The organism is Succinivibrio sp. (assembly GCF_045124615.1).
Lineage (GTDB): Bacteria > Pseudomonadota > Gammaproteobacteria > Enterobacterales > Succinivibrionaceae > Succinivibrio > Succinivibrio faecicola.
Map to the genome: position 1 here is coordinate 1 of NZ_JBGVMC010000322.1, position 2,743 is coordinate 2,743.

Genomic DNA, 2,743 nt, shown 5'->3' on the forward strand with positions numbered 1-2,743 from the left:
AAAGACCAAAGATCAGTGTAAGTACCGTCAGGAATTAACTTCTACTGGTGATGTTATTACAACTGTATCTCAGAATGAAAATGCAATTGGTTATGCTTCACTATCAGCAGTCAATGACTCTGTTAAGGTTCTTTCATTCAATGGTGTACATGCATCAGAAAAGACCGTTCTTGATAAGACATACAAGTTACAAAGACCTTTTGTCCTTGTAACATCAAAGGACAGACCACTAAGTGAAAGTGCTCAGATTTTCTTTGACTACGCATTATCTAAAGATGTTAAGCCTTTAATTGAAAAGGCTGGCGTAGTTCCTGCAGTTAAGTAAATAGTTAGGAATGGCAGGATAGCCTGCCATTATTAATATGAAAAACAGAATTCAACAGGACTTTACAGATATTCTTGCTAAAGGTATTTTTACTTTTCTTGGATATCTGAATATAGTTTTTGTAGTCGTAATCTGCTTTTATCTGATAATTTCAGGAATACCTGCAATTTTTAAGGTTGGCTTTACGGATTTTATTTTTGGTACAAGATGGGCTTCAACTGCTCAGGATAGAGCTTTTGGTATTCTACCTTTTATTCTGACTTCTGTATACGGTACCTTTGGTGCTCTGCTAATTGGCTTACCATTAGGATTCTTTACTTCTGTATATCTTGCAAAGTTTGCAAATAAAAAAGTTAAGAGTTTTGTTGAGTCTACAGTAGATCTGCTTGCAGGAATACCATCTGTTGTTTTTGGCTTTATAGGAATGCTTGTGCTTGTTCCTTCGATCCAGTATGTTTTTGATCTTCCAGATGGTTCATCTCTTTTAGCTGCAATTCTTGTTCTTTCAATTATGATCCTTCCCTCAATTATCAAGGTATCGATAGGCGCAATACAATCTGTACCTTATGAATATGAATTAGGATCTTTAGCTTTAGGAGCAAACCGAGTCGAAACTGTATATAAAGTGCTTGTTCCTGCAGCAAGACGAGGTATCAGTATTGCTGTTGTTTTAGGTGTTGGAAGAGCCATAGGCGAAGCTATGGCTGTAATGATGGTTGCAGGAAATGTGGCTAATATGCCTGGTATATTCGAGTCAGTTCGCTTTCTTACCACAGCAGTTGCATCTGAAATGTCTTACTCGTCAGGTCTTCAAAGAGAAGCTCTGTTTTCAATCGCACTGGTTCTTTTTATCTTCATTATGGCTATTAATGCTGTTTTGAATCTTGCTATGAAAAAAAGAGGAAAAACCAAATGATAAGCAACAGACTTGAACGTTGCATATACCACAACGTAATGCTGTTCTTAGCATTCATGGCAACTGTATTTACTGTATTTATTGTGGTCTTTATTATCGGTTACGTTTTAATTCGTGCAATTCCTCATGTTTCTTGGGAGCTTTTGTCAACAAAGCCAAGTTATATCAATGAAACCATAGGCCTTCTGCCGGATATTCTAAATACAGTTTACATTGTTTTTGCCACACTAGTGTTTGTGCTGCCTTTAGGTGTTGGAGCGGCTGTATATCTTAGTGAATATGCAAAGAATATGAAGGTTAAAAGATCAATTGAATATGCAATTGAGAGTTTAGCTGGAATTCCATCAATTATTTATGGTCTTGTCGGAATGCTTATATTCTGTCAGTACATGTCTTTGAAAACATCTTTATTAGCAGGTGCGCTAACTCTGACAATCATGAACCTTCCAACAATTATCAGAACAACTCAGGAAAGTCTTGATTCAGTTCCTATTTCTTACAGAGAAGGTGCTTTTGGATTAGGAGCTAACAAGTGGTACGCCATAAGAACAGTTGTTCTTCCTTGCTGCATAGATGGCATTGTTACAGGCTGTATTCTTGCAGTTGGAAGAATGTTAGGTGAATCTGCTGCACTGCTGTTTACAGCAGGATTTGCTCATAAACTAAATGGATTTATTGATGCAATGTCTTCATCAGGCTCAACAATGACTGTAGCTCTTTATGTATATGCAAAAGAGCAGGGACGTTTTGATGTCGCATTTGTTATAGCTGCAATCATGCTGCTTATGAGTTTGGTAATTAACTATACAGCAGGATATTTGTCAAAAAGAATTCAGAGAAAAAGGTTAGATAAATAGTATGAACTCATTGATTAGTGTAAAGAATTTCAATTTGTATTATGGGGATAACCATGCTCTACATAATATAAATATGGAGATTATGGAACATGAAATTACAGCTTTAATAGGACCTTCAGGCTGTGGTAAATCAACATTTTTAAGATGTTTAAATAGAATGAATGATCTTATTGAGAACGTTCGTCTTGATGGTTCTATTGTTTATAAAGGACAAGAGCTAGTTAATTCAAAGGTAAATGTTTCGGCTCTAAGAAAATCTGTAGGAATGGTATTCCAAAAACCAAATCCTTTTGCAATGTCTATTTATGACAATATTGCCTATGGTCCTAGGATCCATGGAGTAAAAAACAAATCTGCTCTTGATGAGATTGTTGAAAGTTCACTAAAAAAGGCAGCCATTTTTGATGAGGTTAAAGATAGACTCAAGAGTTCTGCTTTAGGACTATCAGGTGGTCAGCAGCAAAGATTGTGTATTGCAAGAGCACTTGCAGTGGAACCTGAAGTTCTTCTTATGGATGAGCCAACATCAGCTTTAGATCCTATTTCAACAGGAAAAATTGAAGAGCTAACATGTGAGCTTAAAAAGAAATACTCAATAGTAATAGTTACACACAATATGCAGCAGGCATTGAGAATCTCAGATAA

Annotated in this window: 3 protein-coding genes and 1 pseudogene; all 4 read left to right on the forward strand. The window is 36.1% G+C overall.

Translation table 11 applies throughout. The annotated features are described in order from the left end of the window. A pseudogene (locus ACJML3_RS08480) lies at positions 1–325 on the forward strand (phosphate ABC transporter phosphate-binding protein); the annotation flags it as partial. Positions 326–362: 37 nt separating this feature from the next. Beyond that, positions 363–1,241, forward strand: a complete 879-nt coding sequence (pstC, locus tag ACJML3_RS08485) for a phosphate ABC transporter permease subunit PstC (protein WP_406022335.1) — start codon at positions 363–365, stop codon at positions 1,239–1,241. Then, on the forward strand, positions 1,238–2,098 hold the full coding sequence (gene pstA / locus ACJML3_RS08490; protein ID WP_406022337.1) for a phosphate ABC transporter permease PstA: 861 nt from the start codon (positions 1,238–1,240) through the stop codon (positions 2,096–2,098). The genes pstC and pstA overlap by 4 nt, the downstream gene beginning before the upstream one ends. A gap of 1 nt (position 2,099) precedes the next feature. Further along, positions 2,100–2,743, forward strand: a 644-nt coding sequence (gene pstB / locus ACJML3_RS08495; RefSeq protein WP_406022339.1) for a phosphate ABC transporter ATP-binding protein PstB, incomplete at its 3' end; no start/stop codon positions are given.

Excerpts from the sequence above, each read along its gene's own strand:
- pstA (WP_406022337.1), top strand. The coding sequence starts at position 1,238 with ATGATAAGCAACAGACTTGAACGTTGCATATACCACAACGTAATGCTG.
- pstC (WP_406022335.1), top strand. The coding sequence starts at position 363 with ATGAAAAACAGAATTCAACAGGACTTTACAGATATTCTTGCTAAAGGT.